At 70.6% G+C, this 20,389-nt stretch carries 22 protein-coding genes; 12 read left to right on the top strand and 10 right to left on the bottom strand.

Annotated features, from left to right (window positions below; genetic code table 11):
- Positions 1 to 2 precede the first annotated feature (2 nt).
- Genes ABEA67_RS04745 through ABEA67_RS04735 form a run of 3 tightly spaced genes read left to right on the top strand, consistent with a single transcriptional unit; the run spans position 3 to position 2,904 of the window.
- Positions 3 to 1,463, top strand: a complete 1,461-nt coding sequence (locus ABEA67_RS04745; RefSeq protein WP_345461633.1) for a glycoside hydrolase family 3 protein — start codon at positions 3 to 5, stop codon at positions 1,461 to 1,463.
- On the top strand, positions 1,460 to 2,365 hold the full coding sequence (locus tag ABEA67_RS04740) for a GNAT family N-acetyltransferase (protein WP_345461630.1): 906 nt from the start codon (positions 1,460 to 1,462) through the stop codon (positions 2,363 to 2,365). The genes ABEA67_RS04745 and ABEA67_RS04740 overlap by 4 nt, the downstream gene beginning before the upstream one ends.
- On the top strand, positions 2,362 to 2,904 hold the full coding sequence (locus ABEA67_RS04735; protein ID WP_345461627.1) for a DUF402 domain-containing protein: 543 nt from the start codon (positions 2,362 to 2,364) through the stop codon (positions 2,902 to 2,904). Before ABEA67_RS04740 ends, ABEA67_RS04735 begins: the two co-directional genes overlap by 4 nt.
- Before the next feature lie 4 nt (positions 2,905 to 2,908).
- Here the strand turns inward: ABEA67_RS04735 and ABEA67_RS04730 are convergent, their stop codons facing one another.
- Complete coding sequence (locus tag ABEA67_RS04730; RefSeq protein WP_345461624.1) at positions 2,909 to 3,775, bottom strand: DegV family protein; 867 nt, start codon at positions 3,773 to 3,775, stop codon at positions 2,909 to 2,911.
- On the bottom strand, positions 3,772 to 4,659 hold the full coding sequence (locus ABEA67_RS04725; protein WP_345461621.1) for an NAD(P)-dependent oxidoreductase: 888 nt from the start codon (positions 4,657 to 4,659) through the stop codon (positions 3,772 to 3,774). The genes ABEA67_RS04730 and ABEA67_RS04725 overlap by 4 nt, the downstream gene beginning before the upstream one ends.
- An 81-nt stretch (positions 4,660 to 4,740) precedes the next feature.
- Here ABEA67_RS04725 and ABEA67_RS04720 point away from each other — a divergent pair, with 81 nt between their 5' ends.
- A complete protein-coding gene (locus ABEA67_RS04720; protein WP_345461618.1) occupies positions 4,741 to 5,649 on the top strand; it encodes an AEC family transporter in 909 nt (302 codons plus the stop codon).
- A 393-nt stretch (positions 5,650 to 6,042) separates the two neighbouring features.
- Here ABEA67_RS04720 and ABEA67_RS04715 read toward each other — a convergent pair whose 3' ends face one another.
- Positions 6,043 to 6,432 carry a YchJ family protein gene (locus ABEA67_RS04715; RefSeq protein ID WP_345461616.1) on the bottom strand — a complete coding sequence of 130 codons (390 nt, stop codon included), beginning with the start codon at positions 6,430 to 6,432 and terminating at the stop codon, positions 6,043 to 6,045.
- Between the two features lie 32 nt (positions 6,433 to 6,464).
- On the opposite strand from ABEA67_RS04715, the gene ABEA67_RS04710 reads away from it, so the two are divergent.
- On the top strand, positions 6,465 to 7,259 hold the full coding sequence (locus ABEA67_RS04710) for a TrmH family RNA methyltransferase (RefSeq protein ID WP_345461613.1): 795 nt from the start codon (positions 6,465 to 6,467) through the stop codon (positions 7,257 to 7,259).
- 50 nt (positions 7,260 to 7,309) lie between these two features.
- Positions 7,310 to 9,124, top strand: coding sequence for an oligoendopeptidase F (gene pepF / locus ABEA67_RS04705; protein WP_345461610.1), 1,815 nt, complete (start codon positions 7,310 to 7,312; stop codon positions 9,122 to 9,124).
- A gap of 147 nt (positions 9,125 to 9,271) precedes the next feature.
- Here the strand turns inward: pepF and ABEA67_RS04700 are convergent, their stop codons facing one another.
- The 3 genes from ABEA67_RS04700 to ABEA67_RS04690 form a co-directional block, all read right to left on the bottom strand.
- Positions 9,272 to 9,736, bottom strand: coding sequence for a type III secretion system chaperone family protein (locus tag ABEA67_RS04700; RefSeq protein ID WP_345461607.1), 465 nt, complete (start codon positions 9,734 to 9,736; stop codon positions 9,272 to 9,274).
- Between the two features lie 64 nt (positions 9,737 to 9,800).
- Positions 9,801 to 10,142 carry a septal ring lytic transglycosylase RlpA family protein gene (locus ABEA67_RS04695; RefSeq protein ID WP_345461604.1) on the bottom strand — a complete coding sequence of 114 codons (342 nt, stop codon included), beginning with the start codon at positions 10,140 to 10,142 and terminating at the stop codon, positions 9,801 to 9,803.
- A complete protein-coding gene (locus tag ABEA67_RS04690) occupies positions 10,139 to 11,185 on the bottom strand; it encodes a M24 family metallopeptidase (protein WP_345461602.1) in 1,047 nt (348 codons plus the stop codon). Before ABEA67_RS04690 ends, ABEA67_RS04695 begins: the two co-directional genes overlap by 4 nt.
- A gap of 177 nt (positions 11,186 to 11,362) precedes the next feature.
- On the opposite strand from ABEA67_RS04690, the gene sucC reads away from it, so the two are divergent.
- The 3 genes from sucC (at position 11,363) to ABEA67_RS04675 (ending at position 14,106) form a co-directional block, all read left to right on the top strand.
- Positions 11,363 to 12,508, top strand: a complete 1,146-nt coding sequence (sucC, locus tag ABEA67_RS04685; protein WP_345461599.1) for an ADP-forming succinate--CoA ligase subunit beta — start codon at positions 11,363 to 11,365, stop codon at positions 12,506 to 12,508.
- Positions 12,508 to 13,419 carry a succinate--CoA ligase subunit alpha gene (sucD, locus tag ABEA67_RS04680; RefSeq protein ID WP_345461596.1) on the top strand — a complete coding sequence of 304 codons (912 nt, stop codon included), beginning with the start codon at positions 12,508 to 12,510 and terminating at the stop codon, positions 13,417 to 13,419. Before sucC ends, sucD begins: the two co-directional genes overlap by 1 nt.
- A gap of 120 nt (positions 13,420 to 13,539) precedes the next feature.
- Complete coding sequence (locus ABEA67_RS04675) at positions 13,540 to 14,106, top strand: hypothetical protein (protein WP_345461593.1); 567 nt, start codon at positions 13,540 to 13,542, stop codon at positions 14,104 to 14,106.
- A gap of 181 nt (positions 14,107 to 14,287) precedes the next feature.
- On the opposite strand, the gene bshA is transcribed toward ABEA67_RS04675, so the two are convergent.
- A complete protein-coding gene (gene bshA / locus ABEA67_RS04670; RefSeq protein WP_345461590.1) occupies positions 14,288 to 15,433 on the bottom strand; it encodes an N-acetyl-alpha-D-glucosaminyl L-malate synthase BshA in 1,146 nt (381 codons plus the stop codon).
- A 155-nt stretch (positions 15,434 to 15,588) separates the two neighbouring features.
- Between bshA and ABEA67_RS04665 the strand changes: the two genes are divergently transcribed.
- The 3 genes from ABEA67_RS04665 to ABEA67_RS04655 all read left to right on the top strand — a co-directional run bounded on the left by ABEA67_RS04665 (position 15,589) and on the right by ABEA67_RS04655 (position 18,862).
- Entirely contained in the window at positions 15,589 to 16,434 is an 846-nt protein-coding gene (locus ABEA67_RS04665) for a DegV family protein (RefSeq protein WP_345461588.1), read from the top strand.
- A gap of 99 nt (positions 16,435 to 16,533) precedes the next feature.
- Positions 16,534 to 18,069 (top strand): DNA-3-methyladenine glycosylase 2, encoded by a 1,536-nt coding sequence (locus tag ABEA67_RS04660; RefSeq protein ID WP_345461585.1) that lies wholly within the window; start codon positions 16,534 to 16,536, stop codon positions 18,067 to 18,069.
- Positions 18,005 to 18,862: an isocitrate lyase/PEP mutase family protein gene (locus tag ABEA67_RS04655; RefSeq protein ID WP_345461582.1), complete on the top strand. Its 858-nt coding sequence runs from the start codon at positions 18,005 to 18,007 to the stop codon at positions 18,860 to 18,862. The genes ABEA67_RS04660 and ABEA67_RS04655 overlap by 65 nt, the downstream gene beginning before the upstream one ends.
- A gap of 33 nt (positions 18,863 to 18,895) precedes the next feature.
- On the opposite strand, the gene ABEA67_RS04650 is transcribed toward ABEA67_RS04655, so the two are convergent.
- The 3 genes from ABEA67_RS04650 to ABEA67_RS04640 all read right to left on the bottom strand — a co-directional run bounded on the left by ABEA67_RS04650 (position 18,896) and on the right by ABEA67_RS04640 (position 20,311).
- Complete coding sequence (locus tag ABEA67_RS04650; protein WP_345461579.1) at positions 18,896 to 19,192, bottom strand: hypothetical protein; 297 nt, start codon at positions 19,190 to 19,192, stop codon at positions 18,896 to 18,898.
- A 48-nt stretch (positions 19,193 to 19,240) separates the two neighbouring features.
- Entirely contained in the window at positions 19,241 to 20,011 is a 771-nt protein-coding gene (locus tag ABEA67_RS04645) for a methyltransferase domain-containing protein (protein ID WP_345461576.1), read from the bottom strand.
- Between the two features lie 108 nt (positions 20,012 to 20,119).
- The gene (locus ABEA67_RS04640; protein WP_345461573.1) at positions 20,120 to 20,311 is read right to left on the bottom strand and encodes a ChaB family protein; all 192 of its coding nucleotides are present in this window, start codon (positions 20,309 to 20,311) and stop codon (positions 20,120 to 20,122) included.
- Positions 20,312 to 20,389 lie beyond the last annotated feature (78 nt).

Genomic DNA, 20,389 nt, shown 5'->3' with positions numbered 1-20,389 from the left:
GGGTGACTCGACGCGAGGCTGGCTCTTTGGTGATGGTGGACATTCCCGGCCCGGTGCTGGATGCGGACACGGCGGCGCATCTGCGGCGGCACGGCATCCGCGCGGTGTGCCTGTTCGGGAAGAACGTGCAGGACGCTCCCCAGCTCCGCCAGCTTTGCGCGGACCTGCGGGAGGTCATGGGGGGGGACGCGCTGATTGCCCTGGACCACGAGGGCGGCGCGATCCTGCGCCCGACCTTCTGGCCGTTCGCGCCCTCCGCGATGGGCCTGGGGGCGGCCGACAACGTGGCGCTGACGGAGGACGTGAACGCGGCCCTGGCGCGGCAACTGCGCTCCGTCGGCGTGAACTGGAACTTCGCGCCCGTGCTGGACGTGAACGTGAACCCGGCGAATCCTGTCATCGGGGAGCGGGCCTACGGGGCCGACGTGGACCTCGTGACGCGGCATGGCACGGCGGCGCTGCTGGGGCATACCCGGGGGCGCGTGGCGGGCTGCGTGAAGCACTTTCCGGGGCATGGCGACACGCACCTCGACAGCCACCGGGCACTCCCACACGTGGGCAGGAGCCGCGCCGAGCTGGACGCGGTCGAGTTCGCCCCCTTCCGCGCCTGCCTGCCCCTCGCCCCCGCCGTGATGACCGCGCATATCGTGTATGACGCGCTGGACCCCGTGCACCCGGCCACCCTGTCCCGCGCCGTCCTGACGGACCTCCTGCGGCGCGAGTGGGGGTATGGGGGCGTGACTGTCACCGACAGCATGGGGATGCAGGCCATCGACGCCCACTACGGCCGGGGCGAGGCGGCGGTGCTGGCCCTGCGCGCCGGGGCCGACCTGGTGATGGCCCTGGGCCGCCGCGAGGCGCAGGACGCGACCCTGGCCGCCATCGCGGACGCCCTGGCGGTCGAGCTGGACGCGCGCGAGGTGGAGGCCAGCCTGGGCCGCCTGCACGCCCTGGCCGCCGCCTTTCCGGCCGGGGCCGACCCCGCGCTGGACCCGCAGGCCGACGCGACCCTGTTCGCCCATGCCTGGGCCTGTGGCCTGACGACCACGGGCCAGCCGCGTCCGCCTGCGCCCGGCTCCCGCGTCCTGCTGGTGGCCCAGCGCCGGGTCCAGCGTGAGAACGTCAGCGAGGCCAGCGTGGACGCCCAGACCCTCGCCCGCGAACTGGGCAGCGTGTACGACGTGACCCTGCACGCCTACGACGACCCCGCCGACCTCGACTGGGCGGCCCTGCGCGCCTCCGGCCTCCCCGTGCTGCTGGCGACCACCACCCGCCACCGCCAGCCCGCCCTGCTGGGGGCGCGGCCCGACCTGCACCTCGCCCTCTACAACCCCTACGCGGTGGTGGATGTGGAGGCCCCCGCCGTCCTCACCTTCGGCTTTCGCCCGGAGGCGCGCGCGGCCCTGCTCGCCTGGTTGCGCGGCGAGGCGGGCGCACCGGGCCGCCTGCCCTTCCTCGCATGACCGTCCCCACCCCTGCCGAAGTCACGGCCTTGTGTGCCACCGCCTGGCCTGACCGTCTGCCCCATCCGCGCGGCCTCGCGGACCGGCTGGGCGAGCCGTCCGGGTGGGCCTGGCGGCGGGATGATGCGGGCCGCCTGGTCGCCTTCGCCGCCTTCCGCCCGCCGGAAAGCGCTCCGCATGGGCACCTGCGCCTGCTGCTTACCCATCCCGACCTGCGGGGAAGGGGCCTGGGCCGCGCCCTCGTCGCGGAGGTGCGCGAGCGCCTCGGCCCCGTTCCCCTCGCGGCGGGCGAGGAGAGAGGCCACTTCCTGCCCAGCGCACCTGAGGCCAGCGTGGGCTTTTTCGAGCGGGTGGGCTTTGTCCCCACCGGCCGCGTGAGCGTGGACATGGTGGCCGACCTGCGCCCGCCGCCCCCCGCCGCGCGCCTCCCCGCCCACCTGCGCCTGACCGACGCCCGCGAGGAAGGCATCCTGTCCGGCGTGCAGGCCCTTACCACCGATGTCTTCAGCCCCCGCTGGACCCACGATGCCACGGCGGTCGCCACCCGCGCACCCCATCAACTGCTGGCCCTGCAAGGCGACGGGCGGGTGCTCGGCTTTGCCCTGGTCGGCACCGGGGACAACCCGGCGATTCTGCCCTCGTTCCTGTTCCCGGCGGCCCTGTGCGCGGCAGTGGGTGCAGATGGTCTGGCGGGCGGCCTGGGTCCCGTCGGCCTGCATCCCGACCTGCGCGGCAGCGGCGTGGGCCGCGCCCTGATGCTCGCCGCCATGCACCACCTGCGCGGCCAGGGCGTGCAGGCGATGGGCATCGACTGGACCGGCATCGCGCCCTTCTACGAGCGCCTGGGCTTCCGCACCTGGGCGTCGTATACGCACCTGCGGCTGCCTGCCCTTCAGCCATGAAGCGGAAGGGCAACGACTACGTCGCGTGGTTCGGCTCAGGGGAGCAGCAGGTGCTGCGGGTGCCGAACGGCTGGCTGGTGGAGTATCGCCCCGGCAAGGTGGAGACACCGCTGGACGTGACCCTGCTGGGCCAGACCGTGCGGGTGCTGGACAGCGGCTACCGCTGGGTGGACGTTGTCCCGGATACCGGACATCACGCCCTCAAAGTTCAGATGGATGGTCAGGGGGTTCCGCGGCAACTGTACGTGGACATCTTCCGCGAGTCCGGCCTGGATGCGGCGGGGGTGCCTTGGGTGAACGACCTGTACCTGGATGTGGTCGCCCTCTGCCAGGTGCTGCCGGATGGACGCTGGCAGGTGACGGCCGCCGAGATCATCGACGTGGATGAACTTGAGGAGGCGCTGGCTGCGGGCCGGGTCACGCCGCGGGAAGCGGCCCTGGCCTGGGAACAGGCTCAGGCAGCGCAGGCGGCCCTGCTGGCCCAGGCCTTCCCATTGCTGGAGGTGGTCCGGCAGTACGTCGGCCGTTGGCCCACCTGAGCGGCTACCGCTCCCAGACCCAGTGGCCCGGCGCGGCGGCTACCCCCAGCGCCCGCGGCCCGGTGTGGACATTCAGCACCGGGTTCACGCCCGCGGCACCGGACCAGACGACCGGGTGACGCGCCTGGATCACCTCCAGCAGCGCGTCGGCATCCTCGCGGACGCTGCCGTACAGCAGGCCCAGCCGCAGCGGGGTGCCCTCGCCGTAACGGGCGGTGACCTGCGCGGCGACGGCCTCGATGGCCCCCTTGTAGCTGCGTGCCCGGCCCACGTTCGTGTAGGCCCCGGTCGCCCGGTCCACCGTGATCACCGGCTTGAGGTTCAGCAGGCCCCCCAGCGTGGCCTGCACTCGCCCGATGCGCCCGCCCCGGCGCAGGTACTCCAGCGTCTCGATGGTGAAGTACAGTTCCGTTTCCGCGGCGGTCTGCCGCACCCAGTCCAGCGCCGTCTCCAGCGTCTCGCCGCGCCCCGCCGCCGTGGCTGCCGCGTGGACCTGAAAGGCCTGCGCCGCGCTCAACGTGCGCGTGTCGTGCAGGGTGACGGGAATCTGCGGCACCACCGCCCGCGCCTGCTCGGCGGCGTTGAGGCTCCCCGACAGCCCGCTGCTGATGGTGAGGCCCAGCACGGGCAGGGTGCCTCCGCTGGCCTGGGTGTACGCCTGCGCCCAGTCCTGCGGGGTGGGCTGGCTGGAGGTCGGGTGTTCGGGGTTGGTCTGCAACTCACGGTACAGCCCCTCGCGCGTGATCTCGTCCATGCGGTACGTGCGGGAGCCGAAGTTCAGGCTGAAGGGCGCGACCGGCACGGCGTTGTTCAGGCCCGCGAAGGCGTCCAGCCCGCCGTCGGTCGACACCGCGAAGAGGGGGGGCGTCACTTGATCTCCACCCCGTTCATCTGTTCGACCAGCCGCAGCGCCGCGCTGTAGTCCGCCCCCGCCCCGACCGTGTGCGCCGCCGCGCGGTACAGAGAGGCCACCTGCATCAGCACCGGCGCGCTGGCCCGGGCGTCCTGCACCACCCCGGCGGCGATGCCCGCGTCCTTGGCGAGCAGGCCGAGCTGGAACGTCAGCGGAAACTCGCGCGTCAGCACCCGCTGCGGAATCAGCGTCTCGGTGGGGTAGGAGCGGCCACTGCCCGCGTTGATGACCTCCAGCGCCGCGTGCAGGTCCACGCCCGTCCGCGCCAGCGCCGCCAGCCCCTCGCCCGCCGCCCACATGTTCACGGCCATCAGCGTGTTGTTGATCGCCTTCACCGCGAAGCCCGCGCCCGTTGCGCCCACATGCACGACCTTCCCGGCAAAGGCGAGGTCGCCGCGCACCCCTTCCAGCACCGCCGCGTCCCCGCCGACCATCACGGCCAGCGTTCCGGCCTCTGCGCCCATCGGCCCGCCGCTCACGGGCGCGTCCAGAAAGGCGACCCCGCGCTGCGCCAGCCCCGCCGCCTGCCGCCGCGCTGCCTCGGGCTGCCCGCTGGTGCAGTCTATCCAGACGGCCCCCTCCCGGAGTTTCCCGTCCAGCGCCAGCATGACGTCGTCCACCTCGGTGCTGGTCGGGAGGCAGGAGAAAATCACGTCGGCGGCCGTCACCGCGCTCAGCTCCACCGCCTCGCTGCCGAACTCGCGGGCGTGGGCGTCGGCCTTCTCGCGGGTGCGGTTCCAGACGAGGGTGCGCCCGCCCGTCTCGGTGGTGTGCCGCGCCAGTTGCGCCGCCATCGGCCAGCCCATCGCGCCCAGGCCCAGGAATGCAAGCGTTCTGCTCATCCTGTCAGGCTAGGCTGCCGCCGCCCGCCCGCCGCCGACTCTGAACCGGGTCCAGAAATGCCGGGCGCTATGCTGCCCCCCGTGTTTGCGGCCCTCCTCAACGTTGTGCTGCCCGTCGTGCTGGTCGCGGGGGTGGGCGCGCTGCTGGCCCGGCGCTTTCCCCTGAGCCAGGACACCCTGGGCAAGGTCAGCCTCAACGGCCTCACCCCCGCGCTGGCCCTCAGCAGCCTGCTGGGCACCACCGTGAGCGCGGGGGCGGGTCTGCATCTGGCCCTCGCCTATTTCGCGCTGGCCCTGGCGGGGGTGCTGCTCGCCTTTCTCGCCGCGTACCGCGCCCCCGGCGTCACCCGCCGCGCCGTCATGGCAAGTGTCGCCATCGGCAACAACGGGAACTTCGGGTTGCCCATCGCCCTCTTCGCGCTGGGGCAGTCGGGGCTGGACCAGGCGGTGGTCATCTTCCTGTGTTCGGTCGTCCTGACCTTCACGCTGGGGCCGCTGCTGTACGGCTCGGCAGGCGGGGCGCGGGCGGGGCTGAAGTCGGTCCTGCGTCTCCCGGTCGTGTGGTGCATCGCCGCTGCGCTGCTGGTCCGCGTGCTGCACCTCCCTGTCCCGCTGGGCCTGCGCCGGGGCATCGACCTGCTGGGACAGGCGGCCCTGCCGATGGTGCTGCTGTCGCTGGGCATCCAGCTCGGGCAGGCGGGCCGGATTGCCCTCACCTGGCCGGTGCTGACGGCGGTGGGTCTGCGGGTTCTCGCCATGCCGGCCCTCGCGCTGGGGCTGGGGCTGCTGCTGGGCCTGCGGGGGCTGAACCTCCAGGGACTGGTTCTCGCCTCCGCGATGCCCACCGCCGTGAATGCCTTTCTGCTGGCACGGGAGTATGAGGCGGATGCGGAAACGGTGGCGAGTGCGGTGGCGCTCAGCACGTTTGCCAGTCTGGTGACGGCGGCGCTGGTGGTGACGGTGCTGCCGTGGGTGGGGGGGCTGGGGTGAGGGGGGGCAGGGTATCTTGTAGCGAGCTTCCCCCCGCCCCCCAGCCCCCCCACCCCCCACCGGGGGCAGGGGGGAGCGGCGCTGCGCTAGGCAGGGTAGGCAGGGGGTTCCTGGCGGTAGAAGGCTTGCCAGGCTTCGCCCCGGTTTCCCGCTGGTCGCTCTGCCTGGCCCGCCGGGCGGCCTCGGGCCTGGCGGCCCGAACGGCTCGTCTTCCAGGCCTGACCGTTTGTAGGGTGGAACTTGGGCATCAGCTCCAAAGCTGAAAAAAGAGGGGCAGCGGGAGCTTCTGCTTACTGGAGATGGCATCGAAGAAAAGGGCGTGGGGACGGCTTGTTGCTCCTCGTTCGGCTCCATGTCTCGGCCTTCTGGCCTGTATGAGGTGAGGGTAGGCCGCTACCGCTCCCCCGGCTCTACGCCGTCCACGTACACCCACGCCTCGCCCAGCCGCGTGAACGTGCTGCGTTCGCGCAGGCGATGGGTCCGGCCTCCGGCGCGCAGCGTCACCGTGAACGTCACCTCGTTGCCCTCCGCCCGGTGAACGGTCAGGCCCGTGTAGCGCGTCCCGTCGTCTTCCAGGTCGAGGCCAGGGGGGCAGGTGTCGGGGTGCCAGGTTCGCCGGACGTAGGCGGTGTCGCGCAGGGCATAGGCCGTGTACCGCGAGCGCATCAGGGCCTCGGGCGTCTCGGCGGGGCGCTCGCCGGTGTGGCGGGGGCCGCAGCACGCGCCGTAGCTGCGCCCCGAGCCGCAGGGGCAGGGTTTGACGGGCGGATAGGGGAGAGGCATGGCCGGAGGATAGCGGGCATACTGGGGGGCCGATGACCGCCCCCGACCCCATCACCTCCCTGCAAAACCCGCAAGTCAAGCGGCTCGTGCGCCTGCGTCAGCGCCGCGAGCGCGAACGCGAGGGCGTGATCCTGATCGAGGGTGCCCGCGAACTCTCCCGCGCCGTCGCGGCGGGCCTGACCCCATCCACCCTCTACACCTGCGCCGCCCTCTACAGCCCCGAGGCGCACGAGGTCGCCGCCACGCTCCCCGGCCCCCGCGTCCCCCTCTCCCGCGAGGCCTTCGAGAAGGTCAGCGGGCGCGAGAACCCCGACGGTCTGCTCGCCCTCGTGCCCACCCCCGCCCCGCGCCCCCCCGAACCGGGCGAGGACACCGTGCTCGTCGTCCTGCATGGTCTGGAAAAGCCCGGCAACATCGGCGCGATTCTGCGGACGGCGGATGCGGCGGGGGCGGCAGGTGTGCTGGTGCTGGGGCGCGGCGCGGACGTGTACTCCCCCAATGTCATCCGCGCGTCCCAGGGCAGCGTCTTCACCCTGCCCGTCGCGGCGCTGGACGAGGAGGAGGCGCTGACCTGGCTGGCCGCCCACGCCTTCACCCGTGTCGCCTGCACGCCTGACGCCCCCCAGGTCTACTGGGACGCCCCGTTGACGGGCCGCGTCGCCCTGGTCCTGGGGGCCGAGCACGAGGGCCTGCCCCCCGCCTGGCGCGCCGCCGAGGTGCCCGTGCGCGTGCCCATGCACGGGGCCGCCGACAGCCTCAATGTCGCCACCGCCGCCGCGCTGGTGCTGTACGAGTGCGTGCGGCAGCGGCGTCCGGCGTCCCGCTAGGCCAAACGGCGGAGTCGGTGGGGCGGTGCCCCGGTGCTAGCCTGCCGGACGTGACCACAACCCAGAGAAAGGCCCTGCCGTCCCGCGCCGACGTTCCCCGCGAGCAGACCTGGGACATCGAAGCCCTCTTCGCCACCCCGGAAGCCTGGGACGCCGAGGCGGAGGCGCTCCCCGCCGCCATCGACGCGCTCGCCGCCCACGCCGGAAAGCTGGGCGACAGTCCCGAGGCCCTCGCCGCCTTCCTGCGCGAGGCCGATGAGGTGGAACTGCGCCTCAGCCGCCTCTTTTCCTACGCGGGCATGACCGCCAGCGTGGACGGCCATGACGCCGTGGCTGCCGCCCGCCGCGACCGGGCCAGCGGCATCGGTGCCCACTACGGCAGCGTGACCGCCTTTGCCGACCCCGAACTCCTCGCGCTCGATGAGGGCAGGGTCCGCGAGTGGCTCACCCGCCCCGAGTTGAAGGACGACCGCATCCGCCTGGAGCGCCTCTGGCGGGAACGCGCCCATGTCCGTTCCGCCGAGGTGGAAGAACTCCTCGGCGCGGTGCAGGCCCCCTTCGCCTCCGAGCGTGGCATCCACCCGGCGCTCGCCAACATGGACCTGCGCTTCGGCACGGCGGGCGGCGAGAAGGTCACCCAGGGCAACGTGGACCGCCTCACCTCCGCCCCCGACCGCGAGGTGCGCCGCGAGGCCTGGGAGAACTACGCCGACGCGCATCTCGCCGTGAAGCACAGCCAGGCCGCCATGTACGCCACCAATGTCCGCCAGAACGTCTTCCTGGCCCGCGCCCGCCACTACCCCGACGCCATCACGGCGACCCTCGCGCCCAACCGCATCCCCGTGGAGGTCGTCACCACCCTGCTGCACACCTACCGCGCCCACACGCCGACCTGGCACCGCTACTGGAACGTGCGCCGGAAGTGGCTGAACCTCCCCGAACTGCGCGAGTACGACGTCAAGGCCGCCCTGGTCCCCCCCCCCGAGGTGAGCTACGCCCAGGCCGTGGAGTGGATCGCGGAAGGCATGGCCCCCCTCGGTCCCGAATATATACAAGACATGCGGCACGGCCTGACCGAGGATCGCTGGGTCGACTACGCCGAGAACGACGGCAAACGCCAGGGCGCATATTCCAACGGCGGCGGGCGCGTCAAGCCCTACATCTTCATGACCTGGAACGGCACCGTGGGCAGCTACTCCACCCTCGCCCACGAGATCGGCCACTCCATGCACTCGCTGCTCTCCCAGCGCGAGCATCCCTACCAGGTGCCCCGCTACACCCTCTTCCACGCCGAGGTGGCGTCGAACTTCAACCAGGCGATGGTGCGCCAGCACCTGCTGAAGCAGGCCCGCGAGGCCGGTGACACCGACTTCGAAGTGGCCCTGATCGAGGAAGCCCTCGCCAACTTCCACCGCTACTTCTTCATCATGCCCACGCTGGCCGCTTTCGAGCTGGAGGCCTACCGCCGCATCGAGGCGGGCGGGACCCTCAGCGCCCCTGACCTGATCGACCTCACCGCCGACCTGCTGAAGCAGGGCTACGGCGACGGCGTGACGATGGACCGGGAACGCAGCGGCATCCTCTGGGCCGAGTTCTCCACCCACCTCTACGCCAACTTCTACGCCTACCAGTACGCCACCGGCATCAGCGCCGCCCACCAGCTTCTCGAACAGTTTGCCCACGACCCCGAAGCCGCCCGCGAGCGTTACCTGACCTTCCTGAAGTCCGGCGGCAGCCTCGATCCCATCGACGCGCTGAAGGAGGCGGGCGTGGACATGCTCAGCCCCGAACCCGTGGAGGCCACCTTCCGCACGCTCGCCGGGTACGTGGACCGGCTGGAAGAACTGCTCACCGCGCGCGCCTGACCTCTTTTCCTGAACAGGGCAGCCACTTTAGAGCTGCCCTGTTTCGCAACCAGACAAAAAATTCACATCCTGTTTTTATCGTGAAACTATTCACTTAATTTCCTTAAAAGGAAGGGCAGGGAAGCCCCGCCCTTGCCTTCCCGCGGCTTACGCCTGGGGTTGCTGAACCTGCATGCCCTGGGGCTGGAAGCCTTCGAGGGCTGCGTAGTCGTCCTGGAAGTGCATCAGGACGCCGCCGAACAGCGTGTCGAAGGTTTCCTGGGGCATCTCGGCCAGGGTGGGGTAAAAGCCCACGTACTCCAGCCAGACGTTGCCGTCCCCGTCGATCGAGCGGGAAAAGGCGCGCTCGCGGTTGCGGTCGTTGAGCATGACCATGACCTCCTGGCGGCGGTCCGTGTACTGCTTCTGGGTCACGCAGGTGATTTCCAGGCGGCTGGTGTTGTTGGGGCCGTCGTTCACGCTGACCAGCACCGCCGCATCGCCCATCTCGAAGCGCCAGCCCATGCGGATGAAGCGCTGACCGCCATTTTCTTCCATGTCGAGCTGGACTTCCTTCTCGCGCAGGTACTTGGCGAGCGTGTCCAGCGTCAGAAGCGCCGTTTCCATCGTCATTGAAACTCCTCCTCTAGGGTGAAACCCGCGCAGATTCTAACATCACTGCCCGGCGGGGGACGGCTCAGGGCGAGGACAGCACCCGCACCGTCACGGGGGCGACCCCCGACGACAGGATGCCCAGCCGGGAGGCCGCCGTCCGCGAGAGGTCGATCACGCGGCGGCGGTTTCCGAAGGGGCCGCGGTCGTTGATCAGCACGTCCACGCTGCGGCCCGTGCGGGTGTGCGTCACCCGGACCCAGGTGCCCAGCGGCAGCGTGCGGTGCGCGGCGGTCAGGCGGGTGTGCCGGTTGTACTTGCCGCCGTAGTACACGGCCTGGCCGTGCTGGAAGCCGCTGGCCCCCGCCTGCGCCCCGCCGACGAGGCTCCCCGCCAGCAGCACGGCAGCCAGCGCCGCGGCCCTCACAGCCGCTCCTTGGGCGTGTGGCTCAGCACCTCGTGGCCGTCTTCGGTCACCAGCACCAGGTCCTCGATGCGCACCCCGCCCACGTCCGGCAGGTACACGCCCGGCTCGACCGTCACCACCATGCCCGGCTCCAGCACGTCCTCGCTGCCCTTGCGGAGCGACGGCCCCTCGTGGATGTTCAGGCCCACGCCGTGCCCCAGCGAGTGCGCGAAATACTCCGCCAGCCCGTGCCGCTCCAGAATCCCGCGGGCCAGCGCGTCCAGCTCCCCGGCCTTCGCGCCGGGCCGGATGGCCGCGACCGCCGCCTCCTCGGCCTCCAGCACGGCGTTGTACACGCGGCGCATTTCCCCGGAGGGCGTGCCCACCGCGACCGTCCGCGTCATGTCGCTGTGGTAGCCCCGCAGCCGTGCACCGAAATCGATCGTGACCAGGTCGCCGTCCTCGATCACGCGCTCCGACGCCACCCCGTGCGGCATCGCCCCGCGCGGCCCGCTCGCCACGATCACGTCGAAGCCCACCTCCGCACCCCCGCGCCGCAGCCCCGTTTCCAGGGCCAGGGCCACGTCCAGCTCGCGCACGCCCGCCCGGAGCATGGGCCGCACCTCCGCGAACACGCGGTCGGCCAGCGCCTGGGCGTCCCGGACGGCCTGCACTTCCTGGGGCGACTTGATCAGCCGCACGCCTTCCACCAGCCCGCGTGTGGGGACCAGCGTCACGTCCCAGTGGTCCTGCAACGCCTCCAGCCCGGCGACCGTCAGGTGCTCGGCCTCGAAGCCCACGCGCTGGCCCCGCACGCGCCCGGCCGCGTCCTGATACGTCTCGGGCGGGCGGGCGATGTGCTGCGGCACGCGCGATTCCTCCCGTGCCTGCACGGTGTAACGCGCGTCGGTGTAGAGGGTCGCGCCCTGGGCCGTCACCAGCACCTTGCCGTCCGCGCCGCTCGAAAAGCCGGTGATGGCCCGCACGTTCGCCGGGTTGCTGACCCACAGGGCCTCCACGTCCGCCCCGCTCATCGCCGCCTGCAACTGGTCAAGTGAAGTCATGTGGCGGATGTTACATGTGCCTGCCGGCCGGCAGCGGGAGCCAGGCCACCCTCCCGGGCAGGGCGCTGTCCCCGCTGGGGGGACAAGGGCCTGTCCAGAGGAAATGCGGCTTATACTCCTTCATCGGGACAAAAGACGGGCCAGCCATGGCCGCAGCACCCAAGGAGGAGACAGTCCGTGAAACTTCACGAGTATCAGGGCAAGGAACTGCTGCGCCGCTTTGGCGTGAACGTGCAGGAAGGCAAGGTGGCCTACACGCCGGACGAGGTGCGCGACATCGCGCGCGAGTACGGTCAGCCGGTGGTCGTCAAGGCGCAGGTCCACGTCGGTGGGCGCGGCAAGGCGGGCGGCGTCAAGTTCAGCCCCAACCTCGACAAGGCCTATGAAAACGGTCAGAACATCCTGGGGATGGACATCAAGGGCCTGACCGTCAAGAAGGTGCTGGTCACCAAGGCCGTCGATATCGACGCCGGGACCGAGTACTACGTCGGCATGATCGTGGACCGCAACGTGCAGAGCTACACCCTGATGGCCTCGGCCGAGGGCGGCATGGAGATCGAGGAGGTGGCCGCCGCCACCCCCGAGAAGATCATCAAGCACCGCGTGGACCCCGTCACCGGCCTGCGGCCCTACGAGGCGCGCGAGGTGGCGATCAAGGCGGGCTTCAAGGGCAACCTGAACAAGATCGCCGACATGATGGTCAAGATGTCGGAGGCGGCCCTGAAGATGGACGCCGTGCTGGTCGAGATCAATCCCCTCTTCGTGGAGGCGGACGGCACCCCGCTGGCGCTCGACACCAAGTTCGAGATCGATGACAACGCGATGTACCGCCACAAGGACCTGTCCGACTGGCGCGAACTCGAAGCCGAGCATCCCCTCGAAATCGAGGCCAGCAAGTACGGCTTCGCCTACGTGAAGCTCGACGGCAACGTGGGCGTGCTGGGCAACGGCGCGGGCATCGTGATGACCTCGCTGGACGTGGTGAACCGCGCCGGGGCCAAACCCGCCAACTTCCTCGACATCGGCGGCGGCGCGAAGGCGGACATCGTGTACAACGCGGTCAAGCTGGTGAGCAAGGACCCCGACGTCAAGAGCATCTTCATCAACATCTTCGGCGGCATCACCCGTGCGGACGAGGTCGCCAAGGGCGTGATCCAGGCGCTGAACGAGGGCATCCTGACCAAGCCCGTGCGCATGCGTATCGCCGGGACCGCCGAGGAGGAAGCCAAGGCGTTGCTGGCCGAGGTGAACAGCCCCCTGATCCAGATGTACCCCACCATGTTCGAAGCTGCCGACGAGGCCGCCAAGGAGGCGAACAAGTAATGGGCATTCTCGTCGACAGCAGCAGCAAGGTCATCGTGCAGGGCATCACCGGCCGCGAGGGGGCCAACCACGCCCGCGCCATGCGTGACTTCGGCACCCAGGTCGTCGCGGGGGTGACCCCCGGCAAGGGCGGCCAGGAGTTCGAGGGCTGGCCCGTCTACAACTCCGTCGCGGAAGCAAAGGAGAAGCACGGCGCGAACGTGTCCATCATCTTCGTGCCCCCGGCGGGCGCGGCCGACGCGGTGCTGGAAGCGGCCCACGCCGGGATGCCCCTGATCGTCCTGATCACCGAGGGCGTGCCCACGGTGGACATGATGCGGGCCGTGCAGGAAGTCAAGGAACTCGACGCGAAGAACCGCGCCGAGGGCGGCCAGGGCATCCGCCTGATCGGCGGCAACTGTCCCGGCCTGGTCACCAGCGGCGAGTGCAAGGTGGGCATCATGCCCAACCGCATCTATGAGAAAAAGGGCCGCATCGGCCTGATCAGCCGCTCGGGCACCCTGACCTACGAGGCGGGCAAGCTGCTGCTCGACGCGGGTCTGGGCACTTCCACCACTGTCGGCATCGGCGGCGACCCGGTGATCGGCACCACCTTCGCAGACGTGCTGCCCCTCTTCGAGGCCGACCCCGAAACCGACGCCGTGGTCGTGATCGGTGAAATCGGCGGGGCCGACGAGGAAGCCGCCGCCGAATACATCGCCCAGAACATGAAAAAGCCCGTCGTGGCCTTTATCTCCGGCCGCAGCGCGCCCAAGGGCAAGCGCATGGGCCACGCCGGGGCCATCATCATGGGCGACGTGGGCACCCCCGAGAGCAAGCTCGCCGCCTTCAAGGCCGCGAACGTGCCGGTGGCCGACACCATGCCCGAGATCATCGAGCTGGTCAAAAAGGTCCTGAACGTCACCGCCTGAGCGGGAGCAGGGGAGGAGGGCTGGAGACGCGCGCTCTGGCCCCCCTTCTGTTTCTGTTTTTGGTCAACACATCGTCACTTCCGGTCACATGTGCGTCAGCCCGGTGCGTACACTGGAGCCATGAAGAGACGTCTCCTGCCCCTGGCTGCGGCCCTGCTCGGCGTGGGCAGCGCCCTGACCGTGACGGGGAGTGTGGCGGGCAGCATTCCGGCCGATACCCGCGTGAGCGGCTGGGCGGTCAGCGCCTCCGGGCAACCGGTGCAGGAAATCGTGAGTGCGCCGGTCAGCGGCGGCACCTTTCGGCTGGACCTCCCCGCCTCCGCTCCCGGTCCCCGCGCCCAGAGCGCCCTGACCCCCCAGAACGTGTCCTGGCCCGGTGTTCTCGACCCGGTCACCGTGAGCGCCCCGGCCCAGACCGCCGAACTCAAGTTCTTCGTTTATCGCGACGGCAACGGCAACGGTCAGCACGACGAGGGCGAGACGCTCCGCGAGGTGGGCGTGAATGCCGGGCGCGGCACCCTGTTCGTCGCCTGGGTCAGCAGCGACGTGACCGTCAAGGCCAACCGCGGCTACCAGGCCACCCTGAAACGCGGCTGGAACGCCTTCGTCGTTGAGGTGGGCCGCGCCGTGAAGGTCGCCCCCTTCCTTGACGGTGAGGTCGAGGTGCTGCTCAACCCCGGCCGCTGAGGGGAAGAAGTGGTGGCCTGGCTGGGAGCCAAGCCACCATTTTTTGATTGCCTATTTAGAAGAAACAAAACGTTCACGAATCGGTATTATCGTGAATACTTCCACTTGTTACTTCTTCCCAAACCTACTACCCTCATCACCCACAAGGCCAGGCCCACCCCCGGAGGAGGGGCCTCTGCCATCAGCCCACTGCACCCTCCACTGTCCGGGCGTAGGCCTCCAGATAGCGGGGCACGATCTGGCCGGGGTGAAAGCGGGTCAGGGCGGCGTGGCGGCCTGCGGCCCCCATACTCAGGTACAGGTCACGGTCGCGCAGCACCCGCAGGGCCGCGTGCGCCATCGCGTCCACGTCGCCGACGGGGGCGAGGAAGCCGGTCACGCCGTCCTCCACGACCTCGGGAATGCCCCCGGCGCGGGCGGCGACGACCGGCACCTCGCAGCTCATGGCCTCCAGCGCGGCGAGGCCGAAGCTCTCGTTGCTGCTGGGCAGCAGGAACAGGTCACTGATGCCCAGCACGTTCTGCACGTCGGGAAAGGACCCCAGGAACTGCGTGCGCCCGATCACGCCCAGTTGCCCGGCCAGCTCGAAGGCGCGGGGGCGCTCGGGGCCGTCGCCGATCATCAGCAGGCGGGCGGGAATCTCGCTGGCGATGCGGGCGAATACCTGCACCACGTCCTCCACCCGCTTGACGGGCCGGAAGTTGCTCACGTGGACCACCAGGGCCTCGTCCGGGTGGGCGAAGCGGGCGCGCATGGCGGGGTCGGTCACGCGCACGAAGCGGTCGCCGTCCACGAAGTTGTGAATCACCTCGATGGGGCGGTCCACCCCGAAGACCTCGCGCGTCTGCTCGGCCAGGAAGTGCGAGACGGCGGTCACGTGGTCGCTGTGCTCGATGGCGTGCCGGGTCGTGTGGCGAAAGGCGGGTTCCGCGCCCACCAGCGTCACGTCGGTGCCGTGCAGGGTGGTCATCACGCGGCTCCTGCCGGTGATGGCGCGCGCGTGAATTGCGGCGGTGGCGTGCGGAATCGCGTAGTGCGCGTGCGCGAGCGTCACGCCGTGTTCCAGGATGACTTCCGTCAGCGTGTTGGCGGCGGCCAGCTCGGGATAGGGCTGGTCGAACAGGGCGTAGGCGAAGCCGCTCACCTGGTGGTAAAACGGCCCCCGCACCCCCTGGTGCCCCGCCAGCCGGAAGGGCATTGCCGAGCCGACAAAGTGGACCTCGCGCCCCGCCTGCGCCACCATCAGGCCCAGTTCGGTCGCCACGACGCCCGACCCCCCGGCCCCCGTGTGGCACAGCACGGCTATCTTGTCTGGAATCGAAACCATGAGTGCGGAGTATAGGACCAGAAGTGCCCGCAGCATGTCATCCGGGTTCCGGCCGGGCGGGGTTCGCGGGGATGGCCTCACTGTTCAGCCGGAAGTCGTGTCACGTACCGGAGTGTCAGAAATCTGTACAGGGGCTAAAGCTAGGGTGAAGGCAGATGATAGCTGTCGTCACCGATTCCACCTGTGATCTCCACCCGACCCTGGCCCGGCAGCTCGGTCTGGAGGTGGTGCCTCTGCACGTGCTGCTGGGAGAGCGCCGGTTCCGTGACTGGCACGAGATCGAACTCGACGCCGTCTTCGACCATGTGCGCGGGGGCGGGAGCGTCACCACCCAGCCCGTAGCGCAGGCGGCCTTCGAGCAGCTCTACCGCGAGCTGCTGGCGACCCATGACAGCGTGGTCAGCCTGCACCTCAGCGGGCACCTGTCGGCCACGGTCGACCATGCCCGCCAGGCGGCGCAGGCCCTGAAAGCCGGGGGCCGCGTCCACGTGCTCGACAGTGGCCTGACCTCGCTGGCCCTGGCCGAGACGGCCATCGTGGCCCGCGAGGCGGCCGCGGCGGGCGCGGACCTGCCCGGAGTGCTGCGCGCCATCGAAACGGCGCAGGACGGCATGCTGACCGAATTCACCATCCCCGACCTGGAGTACCTGCGCCGGGGCGGGCGGCTCTCGCGTGCCCAGCAGCTCCTGGGCAGCGTGCTGGGGATGCAGCCCGTGATGCGCTTTGACGAGGGGCGCTTCCGGGCCGTGCGCCGCGTCCGCAGTCCCCACGTGGCCCGCGACATTCTCGGGCAGCTCGAGGCGCACTTCGGCCGTGACCCGGTCTCCGTGTCCATCGCCCACGCGGGCCGCGACCCGGTGCGGATTGCCGAACTCAAGGCCGCCATGAACGCCAGCAGCCTGAAGGTGGTCCGGGGCCGCCTGCAACTGCTCGGCCCGGTCATCGGTGCCCACGTGGGTCCGGGGGCCTATGGCCTGCTGGCCCGCCGCGTGGAGGCGTGAGCGGAAGCCGCCGTGCTGCATAGGGCCGCCGTGCCCTGACCGAAAATCCCGCGTCCAGATCCGGTAGAGGTCGCGGGCGCTGGCCCCGACAATGGCGGCATGTCCCTGCCCCTGAGCCGCGAACGGATGCTGGAGCGCATGCTGGCGGCGGACCCCGCCTACGACGGGCACTTCATCACCGGCGTGATCAGCACGGGCATCTACTGCCTGCCGTCCTGCCGCGCGAGAAAGCCCAAGCCGGAAAACGTCGTCTTCCACGACTCACCCCGGAGCGCCCGGTGCGCGGGCCTGCGCCCCTGTCTGCGGTGCAGGCCCGACGACTTCTATGCGGGCATTCATGCGGAGGAAGCGCGGGTGGAGGGGCTGGCCGCCCTCTTCCGCAGTTCCCCCGCCGCGATCCGGAACGTGGCCCATCTGGCGAGCGTGGCCGGGGTCAGCACCAGCAAGCTGCACGAGCTGTTCCGCCTGCACTTTCACCTGCCGCCCGCCGAGTGGCTGGCCCGTCACCGGGTCGCGGCGGCGCGGCGGCTCCTCCTGACCTCCCCGCGCTCGGTCGCCGACATCGCGTTCGGGGTGGGCTTCGAGAGCCTGTCCGCCTTCGGGGAGCAGTTCCGCCGCTGGAGTGGCCTGACCCCGGGGGCGTACCGCCGCCTCCCGCAGGAACAGGTCCTGCGCCTGACCCTCCCCGCGGGCTACCCCGTGGCCGCCATCCTGCGTGACCTGGGCCGCGACCCACAAAGCCTCACCTCCCGCGTCACGGGGGACACGTACACGGCGGCGCTGCGCCTGCCCTCCGGGCCGCTGGCGGTGCGGGTGGAATTCGGGTCGGGCACGGCCACCTGTACACCGGTCCTGCCTCCCGATCAGTCGGGGGTGGACGGTGCAGAGGTGGACTGGGGCGCGCTCCACGAAATCCTGCTGCGGCGGCTGGGCCTCACGGCCGACCCCGGCCGGTTCGAGGCGCACGTCGCGCCGCACCCCGACCTCGCGCCGCTGCTGGCCGGTCGGCGGGGGCTGCGTCTGCCCCTGGTGGCCGACCTCTTCGACGGCCTGCTGTGGGCCATCCTGGGCCAGCAGATCACCTTTTCCCTCGTCTGCACCCTGCGGCGGCGGCTGGTCAGGAGCGCCGGCCGGGAGGTGGGCGGGGGCCTGTGGGTGCCCCCATCCCCGGAAGCGGTCGCCGCCCTGGACGAGCCGGCCCTGCTGGCCCTGGGCCTGACGCGGGCCAGGGCCGCCGCCCTGCTGAACGCCGCGCGGCAGGTGGCCGGGGGCCGGCTTTCCCTGGACACGCTGGCCGCCGGGACCGCCACGCGGGCCGAGCGCACCCTGCTCGGTCTGCCGGGCATCGGCCCCTGGTCGGCCCAGTACGTGATGCTGCGCGCCCTCGGCTTTCAGGACTGCCTGCCGCTAGGCGACGCGGCGCTCGCCCGTGAACTGCAACACTTCTTCGCGCTGGACAGCCGCCCCGACCGCCAGCAGACGGCCGCCCTGATGGGCCGGTTCGCGCCGCACCGCAGCCTCGCCACCCTGCACTTCTGGCACCGCTTTCAGACCCGTAAGGAGATGCCCCATGATCACCACAGCACAGCCCCCGCTGACCCAGGCCCGGACCTTTCAGAACCTGCACCACGCTGAGCGCGGCTTCCTCCTGCCCAACGTCTGGGACGCGGCCAGTGCCCGCATCTTCGAGGCGGCGGGCTTCCCGGCCATCGGCACCACCAGCGCGGGCATCGCCTACTCGCGCGGCAGACGGGACGGACAGACCCTCACGCGGGCCGGGATGTGCCGGGAGGTGGCGGCCATCGTGGACGCGGTCGGCATCCCCGTGAACGCCGACATCGAAGCCGGGTACGGCGACTCGCCCGCCGATGTGGCCCGCAGCGTGACCGATTTTGTGGCGGCCGGCGCAGTGGGCCTGAACCTGGAGGACGCCACGGGCCGCCCCGAGCAGCCGCTCTACACCCTGGAGGAGCAGCAACGCCGTCTGGAAGCCGCCCGGACTGCCGCCGACGCCGCTGGCCTCCCCGTGTACCTCAACGCGCGGACGGATACGTACATCACGCAGTTCGGCAACGGAGAAGAGGAGCGCCTGGCCGAAACCCTGCGCCGGGGCCGGGCCTACCTGAACGCGGGGGCCGACAGCGTGTTCGTGCCGCTCCTGACCGACCCGGCCACGCTTCGCCGGCTGGCCTCGGACCTGGGCGGCCCTGTCACGGTGATGGCGTTCCCGGGCGCGCCCTCGGTGGCCGCCTTGCTGGACGCGGGAGCGGTCCGCGTGAGCATAGGGCAGAGCGCCATGCTCGCCACCCTGGGCCTGACTGCACGCATCGCCCGGGAACTGCGGGACTCGGGGACGTATCAGGCGATGGCGGCGTCCTTCTACGGGTTCAGCGAGGCTGAACAGCTTTTTGCGGAAGCGGCTCGCTGATGGTCCTGGCAGCGGGGTCCTGCGGACGCTCCGTCACCTGTCCTTCTGGCAGGCCTCCCTGTCAGTCAGCCCCTGCGCCGTCAGAGAGGCCGCCAGCACACCCGGCAGGTACGCCCGGTCCCGCCACATCCCTGAAAACCGCGGCCCCCCCAGGAAGGCCAGAAAGCTCAGGTGATCCAGTTGCCCGTGCTGCCGGAAAGGCAGCAGGCGCGGCGTCCACAGCGAACAGGACTGGTCGGTGATGCTCCCGACGGTCACACCCGCCAGGGCCAGCCCGTAGGCGAGAGGCGCAGCAGGGACGGCAGCAGCAGAGGCGGCGTCTAGGCACATCTGGGTCGGCCGGGAGAGGAGGGTATGCCCCAGTCGTTTACGCCGCCCTCAGCCCCGCCGCGCCGTGAACAGCACCCGCGTGAAGGCGTAGAACACCCGCTCGCCCGGCCACTGCGCCCGCAGGCGTGCCAGGTAGGCCGCCGTGAACCGCGCCCCATCCTCCTGACTCAGGCGGGAAAGGTAGGGCACCAGCGCCGTTCCCCGCGTCCAGTCCAGCACACCCTCCGCGCCCGGCAGCACCACCGGATAGACCTTGCTGATGGCGGTGATGTCGGTTGCCCCCAGCCCGTCCAGCGTCTCGGCGTACTCCGCCTGGGTCAGCACCGGGGAGACCCCATGTGCCGTGCCGAAGCGGGTAAAGCCCTGCAACTCGGCCCCGAACTCGTTTGCCGTGTCGGTCAGCAGGCGGTGGCTGGCATGGTCGTGGTTCGCGGGCACCTGCACCGCCAGCACCCCGCCGGGCCGCACCCTGGACCATAGCCGGGCCAGCAGCGCCGGGTGGTCCGGGAGCCACTGGAGGGCCGCGTTCGAGAAGATCAGGTCGTACTCCCCCCGCAGCTCCAGAATGTCCCCCTGCTCGAAACGCAGGTTGGAGAGGCCCCCCGCATCCGCCCGCGCCAGCATCTCGGCACTGCTGTCCAGCCCCAGCACCCGCGCCACCGGAAAACGCTCCGCCAGCGTCCGCGTATGCTCCCCGGTCCCACACCCCAGGTCCACGGCGTCGCGGTAGGGGAGGCCAGGAAGCATCGCCAGCAGGTCCCGGACGGGCGCGCTGCGGGCCTCGCGGTGGCGGTGGTACTGCTCGGGATTCCAGGTCATGCCCTAGCGTAGGAGGTCTCTTCCCATATTGTTCGTACTCTGGTGGTAACAGCAGTCACCAAAAAGGCGCGGCTGAGAGTCCTCCTCCCAGCCGCGCCCGAATGACAGTTACTTCTCCTGCTCGCGCTCTTCCTTCGCGCCCGCCTTCTCGGCCGCCGTGTGGGCGACGGCAAAGGCGCGGTGCTCGTCGCCGTACTCCTCCAGGGCGCTGTTGAAGGCTTTCAGGAAAGCTTCTTTCTGGTGCGGGTCGTACTGGTCCACCTGCGACTGCGGCAACTCCGAGATGCTGTTGTAGGGCATGGCTTCCTCCTGCCCCCTCATCCTGCCGGGCATTCCGGAGGATGGGGTGGGAAGCCGGTCAACCCCGCCACAAGGAAA

Origin of the sequence: Deinococcus carri (genome assembly GCF_039545055.1) — a bacterium.
Taxonomy (GTDB): Bacteria; Deinococcota; Deinococci; order Deinococcales; family Deinococcaceae; genus Deinococcus; species Deinococcus carri.
This window is presented reverse-complemented; position numbering and strand designations above follow the sequence as displayed.

Excerpts from the sequence above, each read along its gene's own strand:
- ABEA67_RS04735 (WP_345461627.1), top strand. The coding sequence starts at position 2,362 with ATGAAGCGGAAGGGCAACGACTACGTCGCGTGGTTCGGCTCAGGGGAG.
- ABEA67_RS04715 (WP_345461616.1), bottom strand. The coding sequence starts at position 6,432 with ATGCCTCTCCCCTATCCGCCCGTCAAACCCTGCCCCTGCGGCTCGGGG.
- ABEA67_RS04655 (WP_345461582.1), top strand. The coding sequence starts at position 18,005 with ATGATCACCACAGCACAGCCCCCGCTGACCCAGGCCCGGACCTTTCAG.
- bshA (WP_345461590.1), bottom strand. The coding sequence starts at position 15,433 with ATGGTTTCGATTCCAGACAAGATAGCCGTGCTGTGCCACACGGGGGCC.
- ABEA67_RS04675 (WP_345461593.1), top strand. The coding sequence starts at position 13,540 with ATGAAGAGACGTCTCCTGCCCCTGGCTGCGGCCCTGCTCGGCGTGGGC.
- ABEA67_RS04725 (WP_345461621.1), bottom strand. The coding sequence starts at position 4,659 with ATGAGCAGAACGCTTGCATTCCTGGGCCTGGGCGCGATGGGCTGGCCG.
- ABEA67_RS04740 (WP_345461630.1), top strand. The coding sequence starts at position 1,460 with ATGACCGTCCCCACCCCTGCCGAAGTCACGGCCTTGTGTGCCACCGCC.
- sucD (WP_345461596.1), top strand. The coding sequence starts at position 12,508 with ATGGGCATTCTCGTCGACAGCAGCAGCAAGGTCATCGTGCAGGGCATC.
- ABEA67_RS04690 (WP_345461602.1), bottom strand. The coding sequence starts at position 11,185 with ATGACTTCACTTGACCAGTTGCAGGCGGCGATGAGCGGGGCGGACGTG.
- ABEA67_RS04660 (WP_345461585.1), top strand. The coding sequence starts at position 16,534 with ATGTCCCTGCCCCTGAGCCGCGAACGGATGCTGGAGCGCATGCTGGCG.
- ABEA67_RS04640 (WP_345461573.1), bottom strand. The coding sequence starts at position 20,311 with ATGCCCTACAACAGCATCTCGGAGTTGCCGCAGTCGCAGGTGGACCAG.
- ABEA67_RS04700 (WP_345461607.1), bottom strand. The coding sequence starts at position 9,736 with ATGACGATGGAAACGGCGCTTCTGACGCTGGACACGCTCGCCAAGTAC.
- ABEA67_RS04710 (WP_345461613.1), top strand. The coding sequence starts at position 6,465 with ATGACCGCCCCCGACCCCATCACCTCCCTGCAAAACCCGCAAGTCAAG.
- ABEA67_RS04650 (WP_345461579.1), bottom strand. The coding sequence starts at position 19,192 with ATGTGCCTAGACGCCGCCTCTGCTGCTGCCGTCCCTGCTGCGCCTCTC.
- ABEA67_RS04665 (WP_345461588.1), top strand. The coding sequence starts at position 15,589 with ATGATAGCTGTCGTCACCGATTCCACCTGTGATCTCCACCCGACCCTG.
- ABEA67_RS04645 (WP_345461576.1), bottom strand. The coding sequence starts at position 20,011 with ATGACCTGGAATCCCGAGCAGTACCACCGCCACCGCGAGGCCCGCAGC.